Source organism: Streptomyces sp. NPDC004667 (genome assembly GCF_040609475.1).
Lineage (GTDB): Bacteria > Actinomycetota > Actinomycetes > Streptomycetales > Streptomycetaceae > Streptomyces.
In genome coordinates, this window is the sequence record NZ_JBEXKC010000002.1 from 14,492 (window position 1) to 33,431 (window position 18,940).

17 protein-coding genes and 1 tRNA gene are annotated in these 18,940 nt (G+C 72.1%); 15 read left to right on the forward strand and 3 right to left on the reverse strand.

The window, feature by feature from the left end:
- The first annotated feature begins 4 nt into the window (after nucleotides 1–4).
- Nucleotides 5–889, forward strand: a complete 885-nt coding sequence (ligD, locus tag ABZW32_RS01170) for a non-homologous end-joining DNA ligase (RefSeq protein WP_356209581.1) — start codon at nucleotides 5–7, stop codon at nucleotides 887–889.
- Complete coding sequence (locus ABZW32_RS01175; RefSeq protein ID WP_356209953.1) at nucleotides 889–1,779, forward strand: ATP-dependent DNA ligase; 891 nt, start codon at nucleotides 889–891, stop codon at nucleotides 1,777–1,779. Before ligD ends, ABZW32_RS01175 begins: the two co-directional genes overlap by 1 nt.
- 93 nt (nucleotides 1,780–1,872) lie before the next feature.
- Here the strand turns inward: ABZW32_RS01175 and ABZW32_RS01180 are convergent, their stop codons facing one another.
- A complete protein-coding gene (locus ABZW32_RS01180; protein ID WP_356209583.1) occupies nucleotides 1,873–2,277 on the reverse strand; it encodes a DUF6479 family protein in 405 nt (134 codons plus the stop codon).
- 178 nt (nucleotides 2,278–2,455) lie between these two features.
- Nucleotides 2,456–3,445, reverse strand: a complete 990-nt coding sequence (locus tag ABZW32_RS01185) for an XdhC family protein (RefSeq protein WP_356209585.1) — start codon at nucleotides 3,443–3,445, stop codon at nucleotides 2,456–2,458.
- A 260-nt stretch (nucleotides 3,446–3,705) separates the two neighbouring features.
- Here ABZW32_RS01185 and ABZW32_RS01190 point away from each other — a divergent pair, with 260 nt between their 5' ends.
- Nucleotides 3,706–4,932, forward strand: coding sequence for an MFS transporter (locus tag ABZW32_RS01190; RefSeq protein WP_356209587.1), 1,227 nt, complete (start codon nucleotides 3,706–3,708; stop codon nucleotides 4,930–4,932).
- 135 nt (nucleotides 4,933–5,067) lie between these two features.
- The gene (locus ABZW32_RS01195; protein WP_356209589.1) at nucleotides 5,068–5,190 is read left to right on the forward strand and encodes a hypothetical protein; all 123 of its coding nucleotides are present in this window, start codon (nucleotides 5,068–5,070) and stop codon (nucleotides 5,188–5,190) included.
- A 214-nt stretch (nucleotides 5,191–5,404) separates the two neighbouring features.
- On the opposite strand, the gene ABZW32_RS01200 is transcribed toward ABZW32_RS01195, so the two are convergent.
- Nucleotides 5,405–5,476, reverse strand: a tRNA-Arg gene (locus tag ABZW32_RS01200).
- Between the two features lie 106 nt (nucleotides 5,477–5,582).
- Between ABZW32_RS01200 and ABZW32_RS01205 the strand changes: the two genes are divergently transcribed.
- From ABZW32_RS01205 to prmC, 11 genes are all read left to right on the forward strand, one after another.
- Entirely contained in the window at nucleotides 5,583–6,050 is a 468-nt protein-coding gene (locus tag ABZW32_RS01205) for a response regulator (protein ID WP_356209592.1), read from the forward strand.
- A 161-nt stretch (nucleotides 6,051–6,211) separates the two neighbouring features.
- Nucleotides 6,212–7,186, forward strand: coding sequence for an ArgS-related anticodon-binding protein NrtL (gene nrtL / locus ABZW32_RS01210; protein ID WP_356209595.1), 975 nt, complete (start codon nucleotides 6,212–6,214; stop codon nucleotides 7,184–7,186).
- A gap of 19 nt (nucleotides 7,187–7,205) precedes the next feature.
- On the forward strand, nucleotides 7,206–8,597 hold the full coding sequence (gene lysA, locus ABZW32_RS01215) for a diaminopimelate decarboxylase (protein ID WP_356209598.1): 1,392 nt from the start codon (nucleotides 7,206–7,208) through the stop codon (nucleotides 8,595–8,597).
- 168 nt (nucleotides 8,598–8,765) lie between these two features.
- Entirely contained in the window at nucleotides 8,766–10,067 is a 1,302-nt protein-coding gene (locus ABZW32_RS01220) for a homoserine dehydrogenase (protein WP_280916156.1), read from the forward strand.
- Nucleotides 10,068–10,073: 6 nt separating this feature from the next.
- A complete protein-coding gene (gene thrC, locus ABZW32_RS01225; protein ID WP_356209601.1) occupies nucleotides 10,074–11,144 on the forward strand; it encodes a threonine synthase in 1,071 nt (356 codons plus the stop codon).
- 338 nt (nucleotides 11,145–11,482) lie between these two features.
- Nucleotides 11,483–12,421: a homoserine kinase gene (thrB, locus tag ABZW32_RS01230; RefSeq protein WP_356209604.1), complete on the forward strand. Its 939-nt coding sequence runs from the start codon at nucleotides 11,483–11,485 to the stop codon at nucleotides 12,419–12,421.
- 428 nt (nucleotides 12,422–12,849) lie between these two features.
- The gene (gene rho / locus ABZW32_RS01235; RefSeq protein ID WP_356209607.1) at nucleotides 12,850–15,006 is read left to right on the forward strand and encodes a transcription termination factor Rho; all 2,157 of its coding nucleotides are present in this window, start codon (nucleotides 12,850–12,852) and stop codon (nucleotides 15,004–15,006) included.
- Nucleotides 15,007–15,318: 312 nt separating this feature from the next.
- Nucleotides 15,319–16,419, forward strand: a complete 1,101-nt coding sequence (locus ABZW32_RS01240; RefSeq protein WP_356209609.1) for an LCP family protein — start codon at nucleotides 15,319–15,321, stop codon at nucleotides 16,417–16,419.
- A 173-nt stretch (nucleotides 16,420–16,592) separates the two neighbouring features.
- Complete coding sequence (gene rpmE, locus ABZW32_RS01245; protein ID WP_007266580.1) at nucleotides 16,593–16,811, forward strand: 50S ribosomal protein L31; 219 nt, start codon at nucleotides 16,593–16,595, stop codon at nucleotides 16,809–16,811.
- 118 nt (nucleotides 16,812–16,929) lie between these two features.
- On the forward strand, nucleotides 16,930–18,009 hold the full coding sequence (prfA, locus tag ABZW32_RS01250) for a peptide chain release factor 1 (protein ID WP_356209612.1): 1,080 nt from the start codon (nucleotides 16,930–16,932) through the stop codon (nucleotides 18,007–18,009).
- A gap of 58 nt (nucleotides 18,010–18,067) precedes the next feature.
- Nucleotides 18,068–18,913 carry a peptide chain release factor N(5)-glutamine methyltransferase gene (gene prmC / locus ABZW32_RS01255; protein ID WP_030235773.1) on the forward strand — a complete coding sequence of 282 codons (846 nt, stop codon included), beginning with the start codon at nucleotides 18,068–18,070 and terminating at the stop codon, nucleotides 18,911–18,913.
- The last annotated feature ends 27 nt before the right edge of the window (nucleotides 18,914–18,940 follow it).

Sequence of the window (18,940 nt, forward strand, 5' to 3'; positions counted from 1 at the left end):
TCGTATGACGCCGATCACCATGGTGGAGGGGCGTCGCATCGCGCTCAGCAACCTGGACAAGGTCCTGTACCCGCGGACCGGCTTCACCAAGGGCGAGGTGCTGCACTACTACGCCACGGTCGCGGACTCCCTCCTCGCGCACATCCGCGACCGCCCGGTCTCCTTCCTGCGCTATCCCGACGGTCCGGACGGACAGCTCTTCTTCACCAAGAACCCGCCGCCCGGTACGCCCGCCTGGGTGAGGACCACCCCCGTGCCCCGCTCCGAGGACGAACGGGCCGAGCAGGTGGTCGTCCGGGACCTGCCCACCCTCATGTGGGCCGCCAACCTCGTCGTGGAGTTCCACACCCCCCAGTGGACGGCCGGCCGGCCCGCCGTCGCCGACCGGATCGTCTTCGACCTCGACCCCGGCCCGCCCGCCACCGTCGTCGAGTGCTGCGCCGCCGCCCGCTGGCTGCGCGGGCGCCTCGCCGCCGACGGGCTCGACGCCTACGCCAAGACCTCCGGCTCCAAGGGCCTGCACCTGGCCGTCCCGATCGAGCCGACCCCGTCCGCGCGCGTGTCCGCGTACGCCAAGACCCTCGCCCAGGAGGCCGAGGCGGCCCTCCCCGGCCTGGTCGTGCACCGGATGGCCAAGGCCCTGCGCCCCGGGAAGGTGTTCGTCGACCACAGCCAGAACGCCGCCGCCAAGACCACCGCCGCCCCCTACACCCTGCGCGCGCGGGAGCTGCCCACCGTCTCGGCACCCGTCTCCTGGGAGGAGGTCGAGGGCTGCCGGAACGCCCCCGACCTGGTGTTCCTCGCCGACGACATGGCCCCCCGGCTGGCCCGCGACGGCGACCTGCTGGCCCCCCTGACCGATCCCGCCCGTGCCGGGAGGCTGCCGTGATCCGGGTGGCGCTGGCCGCGGCCGTACGGACCCTGCCGCGCGGGGCCGGACTGGCGTACGAGCCGAAGTTCGACGGTCACCGCCTCGTCGTCGTGCGCACGGCGCAGGACGTGGTCCTCCAGGCCCGCTCCGGCCGGATCGTGACCGCCGCCTTCCCCGACCTGGCCGCCGCCGCCCGGCAACTGCCCGCCGGGACCGTACTGGACGGGGAGGTCGTGGTGTGGCACGCGGGCCGTACGGACTTCGCGCTGGTCCAGCGGCGCGCCGCGGCCCCGAGCGCGGCCCGCGCGGCGGTGCTCGCGCAACGCCTGCCGGCCTCGTACGCGGCCTTCGACGTACTGGAACTGGCCGGGCTCGACGTCCGCGCCCGCCCCTACGAACGCCGCCGGGCGCTCCTGGTCGACCTGCTCCTGCCCCTGGGCCCGCCGCTCCAGCCGGTGCCGATGACCACCGACCCCGAGCTCGCCGAGACCTGGTACGCGACCCTGCCCGCCAGCGGCATCGAGGGCCTGGTCGTGAAGCGGCTCGACGAGGCCTACCCCGCCGGCCGCCGCTCCTGGCGCAAGCTGCGCCACACCGACGTCGCGGACGCGGCCGTGATCGGCTTCACCGGCACCCCGCGCCGTCCGCTGGCCCTCGTCCTGGTGCTGCCGGGGGAGGACGACGAGGCGCCGCTGGTGTCGAGCCCGCTCTCCGCCGGGCTGCGTACGGAGATGGCGGCGGCCGTCGCGACCCTCGGGGAGGTGGCCCCGGCCACGGCCACGGTCACCGCGATCGGGCTCGGCGACGTACCGTTCCGCCCGCTGGACCCGCCCCTGGCCGCCGAGGTCCGGCGCAGCTCGGCCCGGCACCCGCCGCCGGAGGTGCTCCGGCTCCGGACGGACCTCTGACCCGCGTGGCCGCGGGTCAGAGGCCGGGGTGCAGAGGGGGCCGGGCGTGGGTCGGGCGGGCGCGGGCGGTCCGGCTGGCGCGGGCGGGCCGGCTCAGGCGTGGGCGCCGCGCCCCGCGTTCGGCGGGGAGCCGGGCTGCACGTGCGGTCCGGGCCCCTTGGGGATTTCGTAGTCGGCTTCCCGCTGGGCGCGGGCGTCGTCCGGATGGCTGTGGGGGCGGGAGCCGAAGTTGCCGTACCCCTGCATCTCGTGGGGGCGCAGGCCGCCTTCGGGGATCTCGACGTAGTCCCGCTCCTCGCGCACCTCGTACACCGCACCGCCGTCGGGCAGGTGGGGCTGGCTCTCGGGGGTGGGGGGCGGCGGCTCGTGGTCGCGCACCCTGCGGCCCAGTGCGAAGCCGCCGAGCAGGACTCCGACGACGCCGAGCCCGACGAACAGGAACCACGCGATGTGGGCCAGCGTCACGTCCGCCGCGAGGGGGATCAGGGTCGTATTCATACGTCCTATTTTCCCGCGTTTGGTCGGATTTCATGCAATCGGCCCAAAGAAACTTCGAACCGCGGGGCCGACCCCGCCGTACCCGTGCCCGTCCCACCCGGCCCCGCCGTGCCCGTCCCACCCGGCCCCGTCCCACCCGCACCCGCACCCGTCCGCCCCCACCCCCTCGACGGACCCGTCACCTCAACGGTCCGTCGGAATCCCGCAGCCCCTGCGCCTCCCGCCCGCCGAGCACCCCCAGGATCTCGGCGCAGATCGCCAGGGCCGTCTCCGCCGGGGTCTTGGCGCCCAGGTCGAGCCCGATGGGCCCGTGCACCCGGGCCAGTTCCGCCTCCCGGACCCCGGCCGCGACCAGCCCCTCCCGGCGCCGCGCGGTGGTCCGCCGCGACCCGAGCGCACCGACGTACGGGATCCGCAGCGCGAGCGCCGTCCGCAGCGCCGGCACGTCGAAGTCGGGCTCGTGGCTGAGCAGCACCAGGCAGGCGGCGTCCCGGTGGGCCGTCAGCACCTTCTCCGCCTCGGCCGCACCCTCCACGCACACCGCCTCCCAGCCCAGCAGCGCCGCCTGGGCCGCGATGACGTCGGCCAGCTCACCGGCCCCGCCGATCACCACGTGCGGCGCCGACGGGTACGCCTCCACGAGCACCAGCCCGGAGCCCCCGTACAGCGCGTCCCGGCCGGGCCGGCGCGTACCGAGCAGCTCCCCGGCCCGGCGCTCGGCGTCGTCCCCGGGCGCCCCGCCGGCCCGCACGACCCGGCTCTCCGCCCGGTCGGCGTCCTCGTTCAGCCGGGTCACCAGCGCCACCCCGGCCCCCGTCCCGAGCAGCTCCCACCACTCGGCCGGGATCGCCGCGAGCGGCTGCAGCAGTACCTCGGCCTGCCCGCCGCACGTCAGCCGGGCCTCCACGGCCTCACCCGCCCCGACGGACAGCTCGCACACCCGGGCCCCCTCCGCGCCCGAGGCCGCGCCCAGCGCCGCCGCCTCGGCGACGAGCTCGGCGTCGAACACCCCGCGGTACAGGGCCCCCGCGCACTCGCCCCGCGCGTCCACGAGCACGGCCCCGGCCGGATCGCGCGGCCCGAACCCCTGCTCGGTCACCGGCCGCGCCAGGAACGCGACCCGCCCCTCCGCCACCCACTGCCGTGCGGTCTCCGCCAGCTCACGCATCCTCGTCGCCCCATCCTCCACACGCTGCCTTCCCGCAAATGCCCTGGTCAGCGGCACAATGCGGCCTGTCCAACCACCCTACGCACGCCCCCGCCCCGCACCCACCCCCCAAACCCACCAACCCCGCCCCACCCCCCTCGTACGGACCACCGGAAGTGGCCGGAACACCGTCACGAGAAAGAATCGAGTGGGCGGAACCACCGTGTTCCCAGGTGTGCCGCCGAGCCCGTGCGGCGCCGTGGAAGGGGAACAGCCGAACCGTGGAGACCCTGAGACGCACCTTCCAGTCCCTCTCGGTGCGCAACTTCCGGCTGTTCGTCCTCGGACAGCTCCTCTCCGTCACGTGCACCTGGATGATGGTCATCGCCCAGGACTGGCTGGTCCTGGAGCTGTCCGGCGACTCGGGCACCGCCCTGGGGGTGGTGACGGCCCTGCAGTTCACCCCCGTCCTCCTGCTGACCCTGTACGGGGGCCGACTCGCCGACCGCCACAGCAAACGCAGCCTCCTGATGCTCGCCAACGGCGCGTTCGGGGTGCTCGCGCTGGCGCTGGGCCTGTGGATCCTCCTCGGCGAGGTGCGGCTCTGGCACATCTGGCTCTTCGCCCTGGCCCTGGGCACCGTCAACGCGGTGGAGGCGCCCACCCGGATCTCGTTCGTCGGCGAGATGGTCGGCGGCGAGCTCCTGCCGAACGCCTCGGCGATGAGCGCGGCCTACTTCAACGTCGCCCGCGTGGTGGGCCCGGCGATCGCGGGCTTCCTCATCGCCCGCCTCGACGTCGCGGCCGTCGTCCTGATCAACGCCGTCAGCTACCTCGGCACGGTCACCAGCGTCGCCCTGATGCGCCCCGCGGAACTGCACGTCCCGGCGGCGCGGCCGGCCACGCCCAAGGTCGCGGACGGACTGCGCTACGTCGGCCGGCGCCCCGACCTGGTACTGCCGCTGGCGCTGCTCGGCGTGGTGGGCCTGGCCGGGTTCAACTTCCAGCTGACCCTGCCCCTGCTGGCCAAGACGGAGTTCCACACCGACTCCACCGCCTTCGGCCTGCTCAGCAGCTCCCTCGCGGCGGGCTCCCTGCTGGCCGCCTTCGCCACCACCGCACGCCGCGGCCGCCCGTCGGCCCTCGTGGTGACCGGCTCGGCACTGGCCTTCGGCGCGACGGAGGCCCTCGCGGGCCTGGCCCCGACCCTGACCACGGCCTGCCTGCTCCTGACCCTGACCGGCTTCACGATGATGTACTTCGCCCAGGCCTCGAACCACCGCGTCCAACTGGGCACCGACCCGGCCTACCGGGGCCGCGTGATGGCCCTCTACACACTGATCTTCCAGGGCGGCACCCCGCTGGGCGCCCTCCTCACGGGCCTGCTCGCAGAACACCGCGGCCCCCGCTGGGCCCTCACCACAGGCGGCCTGATCACCCTCACCACAGCCACCCTCGCCCTGACGGCCTTCCCCCGCCCGACATCCCCCACCACGGAGTCCCCCTGAACCCACCCGGCCCCCTGTCGTCCGCAGGGCGGAGCGGAACTCGTCGAGCCGTCCCTGTCGGGGCTGGACGCCACCGTCACCCGGGAGTTCGTCCGCAGTGCCGCGAAGGAGGTCGGTCTGGCCCAGGAGTTCAACATGGCGGGCAGCGGTTCGGTCAAGCACTACGAGCTGGGCAACGGCGCGGCAGCGCCCGCGCCCGACGATCCCGGACGGGCCGGTCGCCACGCCCGCGACGGCGCCGGGGAGATCGACCGATGAGCGCTCCGATGGCTCCCTCCGGGCCCGAGAAGCCCCCGGGGAACCACTGGACAGGGGCGGCCCGGGACTCTCGTGTTCCCGGGCTTGACCGGGCAGTTGTGGCGGGCTCCGGGCTGCGAGTACCCCGCAGGGGCTGTCGCGTGGCCGCACATACGCGAAGACCCCGTCTCAGCGTTGCCGCTGATGGCGGGGTCTTTGGGCACTTCCTGCGAAGTGCCCCCGGCAGGATTCGAACCTGCGCACACGGCTCCGGAGGCCGTTGCTCTATCCCCTGAGCTACGGGGGCGTGTCGTTCGCGTTGCGGCGACGGGTTGAACACTACCAGCTTCCACGGGGTGATCAGGAACCGATTTGGGCGGGAGAGGGAGGTCGGTCGCCCGGAGGGGGTGGAAGTGGCGAAAAGCCGGACGCGGGGGCTTAGGGCGACCTACTCTCGAGTTGTGCCAGGCGCCTCGGGCCGGGTGCTTGTTGTCGACGACAACAAGGTCATCCGGCAGCTGATCAAGGTCAATCTCGAGCTGGAGGGCTTCGAGGTCGTGACCGCGAGCGATGGTGCCGAGTGTCTGGACATCGTTCACCGGGTGCAGCCCGATGCGATCACCCTTGATGTGGTCATGCCCCGGCTGGACGGGTTCGGGGCGGCCGCGCAGTTGCGGGCCGATCCGCGGACGCGGCACCTGCCCGTCGCCATCGTGAGTGCCTGTACCCAGCACGAGGTCGAGGCCGGGATCGCCGCCGGGGTGGACGCGTTCCTCGCCAAGCCCTTCGAGCCCGCCGAGCTGGTGCGCATCGTGCGCAGGCTCGTCGAGCGCAAGGACCGCCGTGGGCGGAAGGGCGCGTCGGCCGGCAGAGGGGCCTGAGGGTTCCGCGGTTCGGGTGGCCGGACGGGGGCGGTTCGGGTGGCTGGTCCGGGTCCGTTCCGGGGCCTGGTCCGGGGTTCGTTCCGGGGTCCGTTCACATGGGTGTTCACATGGCGAAACCCGATGCGGGCCGACGGGGCTTCTCCCCTAGGCTGGGTGACGTGATCCCCGCCGACCTCTCTCGTGCCGTCGTACGCGCCGTACGCCGTGCCGTCGAGAGCGGCGAGCTGGGCGGTGGGTGCGTGCCCGAGCGGGTCGTCGTCGAGCGGACGCGGCCCGGCGGGGTGGGGGAGTACGCCACGCCCGTCGCCTTCCAGGTGGCCAAGGGGGCAGAAGACCGTAGCCCCCGCGACGTGGCGGACGCGCTGGCCCGGCTGCTCGCCGAGGAACCCGGGATCGCACGCGTCGACGTCACCGGAGCCGGGTTCCTGAACTTCACCCTCGCCGCGCGCTCCGAGGCCGCCCTCGTACGGGAGGTCCTGAGCGCCGGAATCCGGTACGGGTACGCGGACGGCGGTGCCGAGGCCGACCCCTTCTGCTGGGCTCCCCACGTCGGGCCGCGCGAGCGGGCCGTCCGTGAGGCCGTCGGGCGGATCATGAGGTCCCAGGGGCAGGGGCAGGGCTCCGCGGTCACCCCCCTGGCACCCGTCGCCCGGCGGGACGGCGACGTGATCGCCGCCTACGGGCAGGACGCCGCCCGCTGGGCCATGCTCTGCGTCCCGGCCCGGGAGACCCCCGCCTTCGCGCCCGGCCTCCTCGTCCAGGACGAGTCCAACGAGCTCTTCCGGGTGCGGTACGCCCACTCCCGCGCCCGTGCCCTGAGCCGCAACGCCGACCGGCTCGGGTTCCGCGCCGAGGCGGGGGAGGGCGAGGCGGGTCGCGAGCTGGTGCGGGTGATCGCCGAGTACCCGCTCGTCCTCGAAGCCGCCGCGCACCACCGGGCCCCCGAGCGCCTCGTCCGGCACCTCGTCACCGTCGCCGACGTGCTCCTCGACCACCAGCACCACGTCCTGCCCCGAGGGGACGAGAAACCCTCGGCCGCCCACCGCGCCCGGCTGGCCCTCGCCGAAGCCGCCGGCACGGTGCTGGCCGGCGGCCTGGCCCTGCTCGGCGTAGACGCCCCCGACTTCCTGTGACCCCCGAAGAGAGATTCCGATGAGCCGTTCCGCGCACCCCGCCGGACCCCGCCACGCCGACGTCCTGCCCGAGGGCCACTACGCCCCGCCGCCCGCCGACCTGAACGTGCTGGACGAGAAGGTCTGGGCGCGCACCGTCACCCGCGACGACGACGGGGTGGTCCGCGTCGGCGGAATCGAAGTGACCCGGCTCGCCGAGGAGTTCGGCACCCCCGCCTACTTCCTCGACGAGGAGGACTTCCGCGCCCGCTGCCGCGCCTGGGCCCACGCCTTCGGCAAGGACGCGGACGTCTTCTACGCCGGCAAGGCGTTCCTCTCCAAGGCCGTCGTGAAGTGGCTCAAGGAAGAGGGGCTGAACCTGGACGTGTGTTCCGGCGGGGAACTGGCGACCGCCCTCGCCGCCGGGATGCCCGCCGAGCGGATCGCCTTCCACGGCAACAACAAGTCGGAGAGCGAAATCCGCAGGGCCGTCACCGCCGGTGTCGGCCGCATCGTGCTCGACTCCTTCCAGGAGATCGCCCGCGTCGCGCACATCGCCCGTGAGCTGGGCGTGCGCCAGCCCGTGCAGATCCGCGTGACCGTGGGCGTGGAAGCGCACACGCACGAGTTCATCGCGACCGCGCACGAGGACCAGAAGTTCGGCATCGCCGTCGCCGACGGATCCGCCGCCGAGGCCGTGCGACGGGCGCTCGGGCACGAGAGCCTCGACCTGCTCGGGGTCCACTCCCACATCGGCTCCCAGATCTTCGACATGGCCGGCTTCGAGGTGTCCGCGAAGCGGGTCATCCAGCTGCTGGCCGCCGTACGCGACGAGCACGGCGTCGAGCTGCCCGAGATCGACCTCGGCGGCGGCCTCGGCATCGCCTACACCTCCGCCGACGACCCGCGCGAGCCGCACGAGATCGCCAAGGCCCTCACCGAGATCGTGGCGCGGGAGTGCGAGAGCGCCGGGCTCAAGGCGCCCCGCATCTCGGTCGAGCCCGGCCGCGCGATCGTCGGCCCGACGGCGTTCACCCTGTACGAGGTGGGCACGATCAAGCCCCTCGAAGGCCTGCGCACCTACGTCTCCGTCGACGGCGGCATGTCCGACAACATCCGCACCGCCCTCTACGACGCCGAGTACGGGGTCACCCTCGTCTCCCGCGTCTCCGACGCCGAGCCCATGCTGGTCCGCGTCGTCGGCAAGCACTGCGAGAGCGGCGACATCGTGGTGAAGGACGCCTTCCTGCCGGCCGACCTCGCGCCCGGGGACCTCCTCGCCGTGCCCGCCACCGGGGCGTACTGCCGCTCCATGGCCAGCAACTACAACCACGCCCTGCGCCCGCCCGTCGTCGCCGTGCGCGAGGGCGCGGCACGGGTGATCGTCCGGCGCGAGACGGAGGAAGATCTCCTGCGTCTCGACCTCGGGTGATTCCCATATTTCTGGGAAAAGCCCCCGGACCCCCAAAATAGGTATCTCAACGGTGTCTCACTCAATGGACCGAGGATGGAAAGTCCTGTCCATTGAGTGAGACTGGTTCAGGACCCGCGCGCAATCCGCGCACGGGTTACGGATGGAAGATCGAAAGGCGTAGGTCGAATGATGCGTACGCGTCCGCTGAAGGTGGCGCTGCTGGGCTGTGGAGTGGTCGGCTCAGAGGTGGCGCGCATCATGACGACGCACGCCGACGATCTGACAGCCAGGATCGGCGCGCCCGTCGAACTCGCCGGCGTGGCTGTGCGCCGTCCCTCCAAGGTGCGCGAGGGCATCGACCCGGCGCTGATCACCACCGACGCCACCGCCCTCCTCAAACGCGGTGACATCGACGTGGCCATCGAGGTCATCGGCGGCATCGAGCCCGCCCGCACGCTGATCACCACCGCCTTCGAGAACGGCATTTCCGTCGTCTCTGCGAACAAGGCGCTGCTCGCCCAGGACGGCGCCGCGCTGCACGCCGCGGCCGAGACGCACGGGCTCGACCTCTATTACGAGGCCGCCGTCGCCGGCGCCATCCCGCTGGTCCGCCCGATGCGCGAGTCCCTCGCGGGCGACAAGATCAACCGCGTGATGGGCATCGTCAACGGCACGACGAACTTCATCCTCGACAAGATGGACTCGACCGGCGCCGGCTACCAGGAGGCCCTCGACGAGGCCACCGCCCTGGGCTACGCCGAAGCCGACCCGACCGCCGACGTCGAGGGCTACGACGCGGCCGCCAAGGCCGCGATCCTGGCCGGCATCGCCTTCCACACCCGGGTCCGCCTCGACGACGTCTACCGCGAGGGGATGACCGAGGTCAGCGCCGCGGACTTCGCCTCCGCCAAGCGCATGGGCTGCACCATCAAGCTCCTCGCGATCCTGGAGCGCGCCGCGGACGGCCAGTCCGTCACCGCCCGCGTGCACCCGGCGATGATCCCGCTCAGCCACCCGCTCGCCTCCGTCCGCGAGGCGTACAACGCCGTATTCGTCGAGGCGGAGGCCGCCGGGCGGCTCATGTTCTACGGGCCCGGCGCGGGTGGCGCCCCGACCGCGTCCGCGGTCCTCGGCGACCTCGTCGCGGTCTGCCGCAACAAGCTCGCCCAGGCAACGGGGCCCGGCGAGTCGGCCTACACCCAGCTGCCGGTCAGCCCCATGGGGGACGTCGTCACCCGCTACCACATCAGCCTCGATGTGGCGGACAAGCCGGGCGTCCTCGCCCAGGTGGCGACCACCTTCGCGGAGCACGGTGTCTCGATCGACACCGTCCGTCAGCAGGGACGTCCGGAAATTGGCGGCGAGGCCTCCCTCGTCGTCGTCACTCACCGCGCACCCGACGCCGCCCTCTCCGGGACCGTCGAGGCGCTGCGGAAGCTGGACACCGTGCGCGGTGTCGCCAGCATCATGCGTGTTGAAGGGGAGTAAGGACCCATGAGCAGCAATCGCACCCACCAGTGGCGCGGCATCATCGAGGAGTACCGGGACCGCCTGCCGGTGACGGACACGACCCCGGTGGTCACGCTCCGCGAGGGTGGCACTCCCCTCGTCCCCGCCCAGGTGCTCTCCGAGCGCACGGGCTGTGAGGTGCACCTCAAGGTGGAGGGTGCCAACCCCACGGGGTCCTTCAAGGACCGCGGCATGACGATGGCCATCACCAAGGCCAAGGAGGACGGCGCCAAGGCCGTCATCTGCGCCTCCACGGGCAACACCTCCGCCTCCGCCGCCGCCTACGCGGTGCGCGCCGGCATGGTGTCCGCGGTGCTCGTGCCCCGCGGCAAGATCGCGCTGGGCAAGATGGGCCAGGCGCTCGTGCACGGCGCGAAGATCCTGCAGGTTGACGGCAACTTCGACGACTGCCTGGACCTGGCCCGCGCGCTGTCCGACAACTACCCGGTGGCGCTGGTCAATTCCGTCAACCCGGTCCGCATCGAGGGCCAGAAGACGGCCGCGTTCGAGATCGTGGACGCGCTCGGCGACGCCCCCGACATCCACGTCCTGCCGGTGGGCAACGCGGGCAACATCACCGCGTACTGGAAGGGCTTCAAGGAGTACAAGGCCGACGGACTGGCCTCCCGTACGCCCCGCGTGTGGGGTTTCCAGGCCTCGGGCTCCGCGCCGATCGTGCGCGGCGAGGTCGTCAAGGAGCCGCACACCATCGCCACGGCGATCCGCATCGGCAACCCGGCCTCCTGGGACTACGCCCTGCAGGCCCGGGACGAGTCGGGTGGCTTCATCGACGAGGTGACGGACCGACAGATCCTGGCCGCCTACCGCCTGTTGGCCGCGCAGGAGGGCGTCTTCGTCGAGCCCGCCTCGGCCGCGTCCGTGGCCGGCCTGCTGAAGGCCGCCGAGGCCGGTCTCGTCGACCCCGGCCAGAAGATCGTGTGCACCGTCACCGGAAACGGCCTGAAGGACCCCGACTGGGCCGTCGCCGGCGCTCCGCAGCCGGTCACCATTCCGGTGGACGCCGAGGCCGCGGCCGCCCGTCTCGGCCTGGTCTGACACACGGCGCGGGGAGGCCGGGGCCCCTGGCCCCGGCCTCCCGGCCCGTCGCCCCGTTGCCGGATTCCGGAAATCCGCGGAATCCGGCGACCCGGCCCGTACGGCACCGGAAGCCAAGGCGGAACCGGGGAAGACCGCGACACGCATCGTGCGCCTCCTGTGCGCCCTATGTCGCGAGAGAACCTTCCTTCGATACGCTGTACTTACATCCGCCACCGCGCATATGACGCGGTGCTGCCCCAAGGGCCTTCGGGTGTCGTACGTTCTCCAGTACATTCGCAGCGAAGATCCCGCACCGACACCAGATCTCGCACAGTCACAAGGAGTGTCATCGACCGATGGCAGGTCCAGCGTTCCGCGCCGCCGCCGTACGGGTGCGCGTCCCCGCCAGCAGTGCCAACCTCGGCCCCGGCTTCGATGCCCTCGGCCTGGCCCTGGGGCTCTACGACGACGTGGTCGTCCGGGTCGCCGACTCCGGCCTGAACATCGACATCGCGGGTGAGGGTGCCGACACCCTCCCGAGGGACGAGAGCCACCTCCTCGTACGTTCCATGCGCACGGCCTTCGACCTGCTGGGCGGGCAGCCGCGCGGCCTGGAGGTCGTCTGCGCCAACCGCATCCCGCACGGCCGCGGCCTCGGCTCCTCGTCCGCCGCTATCTGCGCCGGCATCGTCGCCGCCCGCGCCGTGACCATAGGCGGCGAGGCCAGGCTCGACGACGCGGCGCTGCTGGAGCTCGCCACCGAGATCGAGGGCCACCCCGACAACGTGGCCGCCTGTCTGCTCGGCGGCTTCACCCTGGCGTGGATGGACGGGGGCAGCGCCAAGGCGATCCGGATGGACCCCGCCGATTCCATCGTTCCGGTGGTCTTCGTGCCGTCCAAGCCGGTCCTGACCGAGACCGCGCGGGGACTGCTGCCGCGCACCGTGCCGCACGTGGACGCGGCCGTGAACGCGGGCCGTGCCGGGCTGCTCGTGGAGGCCATGACCAGGCGTCCCGAGTTCCTGCTGCCCGCCACCGAGGACCGGCTGCACCAGGACTACCGGTCCCCCGCGATGCCCGAGAGCGTGGCGCTCGTGGGCCGGCTGCGGGCGGACGGCATCCCCGCGGTCATCTCCGGCGCGGGCCCCACGGTCCTCGCGCTGGTCGACAACGACGCGGCCGACAAGGTCGCGCAGCTCGCGGGCGAAGGGTGGGCGGCCAACCGGCTCGCACTCGACGCCGCGGGCGCGAGCGTCCTTCCGCTGGGTGTCCAGGGCGGACAGTCCGTGTCGTGACGACACGGCCCGCCGGGGCGGGCGGCCGGGCAGGCCGCCCACCTGCGGAAGGGGCTATTGCCGGTGATTGAGAGGGGGAATAACTGTTGGATCCGGTAGTGTTAGTCTCAAGTGCGCATCCGAAGCCGCCATGGCTCGGTGCTCAGTGTCCCCATCCGGGACCACCTTTCTTCCGGGAGCCTCCCCGACTGCTTTGATCGCTGCCAGCAGTTTCGGGCACGCTCCGGAATCGGCGTGACATTCCCACGCTTCCAGCTCGGGGGCTTCTCGCCGGAACCACCCACGCACGTTTCTCTCCGCCGTACATCGATCGGCGGACCACCGCCCCGGCTGCGGTCCATGACCCATCAGGTCATGCTCCGTCGTCGGACAGCACAACCGGTCGCCGAGCCAGACAGGCCGACGTCCGCTCCAGGGAAGGACCCTTCGTGAGCGACACCACCGATCTGATGGGCGCTGCCGACACCAACGTCGACACCAGTGCCCCCGCCGCGGGCGCCGCACCCAAGCGCCGCCGCTCCGGCACCGGCCTTGAGGGCATGGTCCTGGCAGAGCTGCAGCAGGTCGCGTCGGGCCTCGGGATCAGGGGCACCGCGCGGATGCGCAAGAGCCAGCTGATCGAGGTCATCAAGGAGGCGCAGGGCGGCAGCGCCCCCAAGGCCGCGGCTCCCGCCGCCGACGCCGCCGAGGCCAAGCCGAAGCGCCGCGCCACCAGCAAGGCCCGTACGGGCGAGGCCGCCGCCGCGGCGCCCGCCGCCGAGAAGCCCGCCGTCCAGGCGCAGATCGACATCCCGGGTCAGCCCGCGGGTGGCCCCTCCCGCGCGAGCGAAGCCGAGCGCGGGGGAGAGGAAGCACCGGTCGGCGAGCGCCGCCGCCGTCGGGCGACCGCGCCCTCCGGCAGCCCGGAGTCCTCGGCACCCGCCGTCGTGGCGGTCGAGCAGAAGACCGAGGCCGCTCCGGCGGCCCCGGCCGAGCCCCAGGCCGAGGCGGCGACCGCCGTCACCGCCCAGGGCCAGGCGCAGGAGGCCGGCGAGGGCCGTACCCGCCGTGACCGCCGTGACCGCGGCGAGCGCGGTGAGCGCGGTGAGCGCGGCGACCGTGCCGAGCGCGGTGACCGTGCCGAGCGGGGCGAGCGCCAGCAGAGCCGCCGCGAGCGCGGCGCCAAGGCCGACGACCAGGGCCAGGGCGGTCAGGGTCAGGGCGGCCAGGGCCAGGGCCAGGGTCAGGGCCAGGGCGGCGGCCGGCAGGACCGCGCCGACCGTCAGCAGCAGCAGGGCGGCCGGGGCCAGGGCCAGCAGGGTCGTCAGGACCGTCAGGACAACGGCCCGCAGGACGACTTCGACGGTGAGGACGGCCGCCGTGGCCGTCGCGGCCGCTACCGCGACCGCCGTGGCCGTCGTGGCCGCGACGAGTTCGCGCCGAACGAGCCGCAGGTCGCCGACGACGACGTGCTGATCCCGGTCGCGGGCATCCTCGACATCCTCGACAACTACGCGTTCATCCGGACCTCGGGCTACCTGCCCGGCCCGAACGACGTGTACGTCTCCCTCGCCCAGGTCCGCAAGGCGGGTCTGCGCAAGGGCGACCACACCACCGGTGCGGTCCGTCAGCCCAAGGACGGCGAGCGCCGCGAGAAGTTCAACGCCCTCGTGCGTCTGGACTCCGTCAACGGCATGGCGCCCGAATCCGGCCGCGGCCGCCCGGAGTTCCAGAAGCTGACCCCGCTCTACCCGCAGGACCGGCTCCGTCTGGAGACCGACCCGGGGGTGCTGACCACCCGCATCATCGACCTCGTGTCGCCGATCGGCAAGGGCCAGCGAGGCCTGATCGTGGCCCCGCCGAAGACCGGCAAGACCATGATCATGCAGGCGATCGCCAACGCGATCACCACCAACAACCCCGAGTGCCACCTGATGGTCGTCCTGGTCGACGAGCGTCCGGAAGAGGTCACCGACATGCAGCGGTCGGTCAAGGGCGAGGTCATCTCCTCGACCTTCGACCGCCCGGCCGAGGACCACACCACCGTCGCCGAGCTGGCCATCGAGCGCGCCAAGCGTCTCGTCGAGCTGGGTCACGACGTGGTCGTCCTGCTGGACTCCATCACCCGTCTGGGCCGCGCGTACAACCTCGCGGCGCCCGCCTCCGGCCGCATCCTGTCCGGTGGTGTCGACTCGACCGCGCTGTACCCGCCGAAGCGCTTCTTCGGTGCCGCGCGCAACATCGAGGACGGCGGTTCGCTGACCATCCTGGCCACCGCGCTCGTCGACACCGGCTCGCGCATGGACGAGGTGATCTTCGAGGAGTTCAAGGGCACCGGCAACATGGAGCTCAAGCTCGACCGCAAGCTCGCCGACAAGCGCATCTTCCCGGCCGTCGACGTCGACCCGTCGGGCACCCGCAAGGAGGAGATCCTCCTCAACAGCGAGGAGCTCGCCATCGTCTGGAAGCTGCGCCGGGTGCTGCACGCGCTCGACTCGCAGCAGGCGATCGAGCTGCTTCTCGACAAGATGAAGCAGACGAAGTCGAACGCCGAGTTCCTGATGCAGATCGCGAAGACGACCCCGGCCGGCAAGAACGACGACTGACCGGGTCCGCCTCACCGAAGCCGCCCCCGCCGCACCCGCGGCGGGGGCGGCTTCGTGTCGTCACGCCCCACGGTTTCCCGGTTCGGGGCCTGTGCGACCTTCGCCACATTCATGCTGCGGAATGAACCTCTCCGCAGGCTCGTACGTTCCCTATCCGAACCCCGGGTGGCCGCGGTGTCACGCACCGTCCACCCCCGTCGGGGGGAGCCGCCCCCGGGGTTCCGTGCGCCCCTCGCGCCGTGGAACCCTGGAACGCATTCGTCCGTCTGAGTGAGAGATACGGCGGGCAACGCACGCAGGACTGAGGAGAGCATGAGCGAGGAAAGCAAGGGCCGCGGCCGCCGCGCCGTCACCCGGCGCCGCCGGAAACCGCCGCGTCGGCGCCGCGCCCTCACCATCGCCGCGTGGACCGCAGCGGGTGTGGTCCTGCTCGGAGGCGGTGGCCTCGGCTGGTTCTACTTCAAGCTCAACGGCAACCTGCACAGCGTCGACATCGACCAGGCCCTGGGCAAGGACCGCCCGCCGAACGTCGACAACGGCTCGATGGACATCCTGGTCCTCGGCTCGGACTCCCGCGACGGGGCGAACAGCGAGTACGGCGCGGACGACGGCGGCTCGGCCCGCTCCGACACGGCGATGATCATCCACCTCTACCAGGGCCACAAGCAGGCCAGCGTGGTGTCGATCCCGCGTGACACGATGCTCCCGCGGCCCGCCTGCCCCATGGCCAAGGGGAAGACCAGCGCCCCCAGGCAGCGCGCGCAGTTCAACGAGGCCTTCACCATCGGCGGGGCCGCCTGCGCCGTGAAGACCGTCGAGGCGATGTCGGGGATCCGCATGGACCACTACATCGAGGTCGACTTCACCGGCTTCAAGAACATCATCGACAACCTCGGCGGGGTCGAACTCACGACCACCAAGCCGATCAAGGACTACGGCAGCCACCTCGACCTGGCGGCCGGCTCCCACAAGCTCAACGGCGAGCAGTCCCTCGGCCTGGTCCGCACGCGCAAGAGCGTCGGCGACGGCGGCGACCTGGGCCGAATACAGCTCCAGCAGGCCTTCATCAAGGCGCTGATCAAGCAGGTCAAGGGCGTCGGGGTCTTCGACAGCCCGAAGAAGCTCTACGGTCTCGCCGACTCCGCCACCAAGGCGATCACCACCGACAAGGCGCTCGGCGACGTGAAGTCCCTCGCGAGCTTCGCGCAGGGGCTCCAGGGCATCACCGCCGAGAACATGCACATGATCACCGTCCCGGTGACCCAGGACCCGCTCGACAAGGACCGCGTCGCGCTCCTGCCCAAGGACTCGAAGATGGTCTGGGACGCCCTGCTGGCCGACCAGCCCATCCCCGCCGCGGCCACCGAACGCTCCAACGGGGACAAGAGCACCGCGGGCTCGATCGTCCAGTAGCCCTTCCTGCCGGGACACGGCAGGAATAGATGCCGGCGCCTCCCCGTTGAGGGGAGCGTCCTCAGAATTTTGACAGGCGGCCCGGTCCTGGCAGACTGGTCTGTCGGCCCCGGTTCACGCAGTGCGCAATTCGGCTCCTGCGACCCGGCGCCCTCCCGAATCTAGGAGACACCTTGAAGCGCGATGTTCACCCCGAGTACGTCGAGACCCAGGTCAGCTGCACCTGTGGCGCGTCGTTCACCACCCGTAGCACCCTGACCGAGGGCACCATCCGTGCCGAGGTCTGCTCCGAGTGCCACCCGTTCTACACGGGCAAGCAGAAGATCCTCGACACCGGTGGCCGTGTGGCCCGCTTCGAGGCCCGCTTCGGCAAGGGTGCGGCCAAGAAGTAGCGCGACCCAGGCGCCGGTCACCGGCCGCCCCCTGAATTCGCGGGGGCGGCCGGACCGGCGCCTTTGTCGTCGTTCAGCCGAACCAGCCCATTTTTGACTTTCACCACAGGAGCACCCGATGTTCGAAGCGGTCGAGGAACTGGTCGGCGAACACGCCGATCTTGAGACGAAGCTCGCCGACCCTTCGGTCCACTCGGATCAGGCCAACGCGCGCAAGCTCAACAAGCGCTACGCGGAACTGACCCCGATCGTCGCGACCTTCCGTGCGTGGAAGCAGTCGGCCGAGGACATCGAGACGGCCAAGGAGCTGGCGGCCGACGACCCGGACTTCGCCGCCGAGGTCAAGGAACTGAGCGCCCAGCGCGAAGAGCTCACCGAGAAGCTCCGCCTGCTGCTCGTCCCGCGCGACCCCAGTGACGACAAGGACGTGCTCCTGGAGGTCAAGGCCGGCGCCGGCGGCGACGAGTCCGCCCTGTTCGCGGGCGACCTGCTGCGCATGTACCTGCGCTACGCCGAGCGCGTGGGCTGGAAGACCGAGATCATCGACGCCACCGAGTCCGAGCTCGGCGGCTACAAGGACGTCCAGGTCTCCGTCCGCACCAAGGGCGGCAACGGCGCGACCGAGCCCGGCCAGGGCGTCTGGGCCCGCCTGAAGTACGAGGGCGGCGTGCACCGCGTGCAGCGCGTTCCGGCCACCGAGTCGCAGGGCCGCATCCACACCTCCGCCGCCGGCGTGCTCGTCACCCCGGAGGCCGAGGAGGTCGAGGTCGAGATCAACATGAACGACCTGCGCATCGACGTGTACCGCTCCTCCGGCCCCGGCGGCCAGTCCGTCAACACCACCGACTCGGCCGTGCGCATCACGCACCTCCCGACCGGTGTGGTCGCCTCCTGCCAGAACGAGAAGAGCCAGCTCCAGAACAAGGAGCAGGCCATGCGCATCCTGCGCTCGCGCCTGCTGGCCGCCGCGCAGGAGGCCGCCGAGCAGGAGGCCTCCGACGTGCGCCGCAGCCAGGTGCGCAGCGTGGACCGCTCGGAGAAGATCCGTACGTACAACTACCCGGAAAACCGGATCTCGGACCACCGGACCGGTTTCAAGGCGTACAACTTGGACCAGGTGCTCGACGGCGACCTCGACGCGGTCATCCAGGCCTGCGTCGACACGGACTCCGCGGCCAAGCTCGCCGCCGCGCACTGATCCGACCCCGTCCGACCCCCGCACCACCCCCCGTACGACAGCAGCCCGGAGGACCAGCGTGAACTTGCTGCTTGCCGAGGTGGCCCAGGCCACCCAGCGGCTGGCCGCCGCCGGCGTGCCCTCTCCGCGTTTCGACGCGGAGGAGCTGGCGGCCTTCGTGCACGGCGTCAAGCGGGGGGAACTGCACCACGTCAAGGACGCGGACTTCGACGCCCGCTACTGGGAGGCCGTCGCCCGGCGCGAGGCCCGCGAGCCGCTCCAGCACATCACCGGCCGCGCCTTCTTCCGCTACCTGGAGCTCCAGGTAGGCCCCGGGGTGTTCGTGCCCCGGCCCGAGACCGAGTCGGTCGTGGACTGGGCCATACAGGCCGTCCGGGCGATGGACGTCGTCGAACCCCTGATCGTGGACCTGTGCACCGGCTCCGGCGCCATCGCCCTCGCCATGGCCCAGGAGGTGCCGCGCTCGCGCGTGCACGCCGTGGAGCTGTCCGAGGACGCCCTGCGCTGGACCCGCAAGAACGCCGAGGGCTCCCGGGTCACCGTCCACCAGGGCGACGCGCTGAGCGCGCTGCCCGAGCTGGACGGTCAGGTCGACCTGGTGATCTCCAACCCGCCGTACATCCCGCTCACCGAGTGGGAGTACGTGGCACCGGAGGCCCGCGACCACGACCCCGAGATGGCGCTGTTCTCCGGTGAGGACGGCCTCGACACCATCCGCGGGATCGAACGCACCGCGCACCGGCTGCTGCGGCCCGGCGGCATCGTCGTCATCGAGCACGCCGACACCCAGGGCGGGCAGGTGCCGTGGATCTTCGCCGACGAGCGCGGGTGGGCGGACTCCGCCGACCACCCCGACCTGAACAACCGCCCGCGCTTCGCGACCGCCCGCAAGGCGATGCCGTGACCGGCGCGACCCCCCTTCCCGCCACCA